Below are 1,061 nucleotides of genomic sequence, written 5' to 3' on the forward strand. Positions count from 1 at the left end.
AAAGATGATAAAGTGTATCAAAAAGAACAGCTTGAACTTGCAGAAGCAGGAATTAATGATGGCTTAGAGGAGGATTAATTATATAATTAGCCATATATTTATATTAGTTTTTTTAAAAAACCGTTTTTACTATTCTTTAATCTTTTATATTGTATTTTGATTGTCTTATTTATGTAATTTTATATATAAAAAAAGTTTTTTCCAATTTTACAACAAAACCCTTTATGGTATAATAAAAATAAAAATTATATAAGAAAGGATATAAATGGCTATAAAAATTGAAATTAGCGGATTTGATAAGGATTTTTTACCTGTTTTTGAGAGTTTAGCTAAAAGCCTAAAAGCTACTTATTGTTTGTTAGAATGTGATACTCCAGAAGAGAAAAAACAAAGTTCCATGAAAAAGGCTTTAGAAGAAATGAAAAATGGAGAGCATGAAACTTTTAAAAACTTTGATGAGTATAAAAAGGCTATGCGTGAAATATGAAATTAGAGTTTTAAAAGAATACAAGAAAAACTATAAGAAGCTAACGCTAAAAGAAAAAGACTTAGTAGATGAAATAGTCTATCGCTTATCTAACAATGAAACTCTTGAAAGAAAATACAAAGATCATAAACTAAAAGGTGAATTTAAAGAGCTTAGAGAGTGTCATGTAAAACCTGATTTGCTCTTAATTTATCAAAAACAAGATGATAAACTTATTTTAACATGTATTAATATAGGTTCTCATAGCGAGTTGTTTTAATAATTGAAGTTAAATTAATCAAGTTTATAAAAATCCATAACTACATATTAAGTCATTTATATCATAATAGAAAGAAAAAAGAAAAACACTATGAAAAAATTATCCCAAGAAGAAATACAAAAAGCTATGAGAGAATGTGTAGTAAGTTCTTATACTTATGATCCAGTTAATCCTAATGGTTATTTCTCAAGATTTATTCGATGTTTTAAATGAAGATTTTACCAAAGAATATGAATTCATAGATAGTCCTACTTTAGATGATATGGTAAAACACAAACAAAGTGATGAAGTTTTTAAAGTGTTTTATAAAAAAGA

2 protein-coding genes are annotated in these 1,061 nt (G+C 24.8%); both read left to right on the top strand.

Annotated features, from left to right (window positions below):
* Window positions 1–265 precede the first annotated feature (265 nt).
* A complete protein-coding gene (locus tag AJN58_RS05970; protein ID WP_002881155.1) occupies window positions 266–487 on the top strand; it encodes a hypothetical protein in 222 nt (73 codons plus the stop codon).
* Complete coding sequence (locus AJN58_RS05975; RefSeq protein WP_002789000.1) at window positions 477–746, top strand: type II toxin-antitoxin system YafQ family toxin; 270 nt, start codon at window positions 477–479, stop codon at window positions 744–746. The genes AJN58_RS05970 and AJN58_RS05975 overlap by 11 nt, the downstream gene beginning before the upstream one ends.
* Window positions 747–1,061 lie beyond the last annotated feature (315 nt).

Source organism: Campylobacter sp. BCW_4321, assembly GCF_001763075.1.
In the GTDB taxonomy this organism is placed as follows: Bacteria; Campylobacterota; Campylobacteria; order Campylobacterales; family Campylobacteraceae; genus Campylobacter_D; species Campylobacter_D jejuni.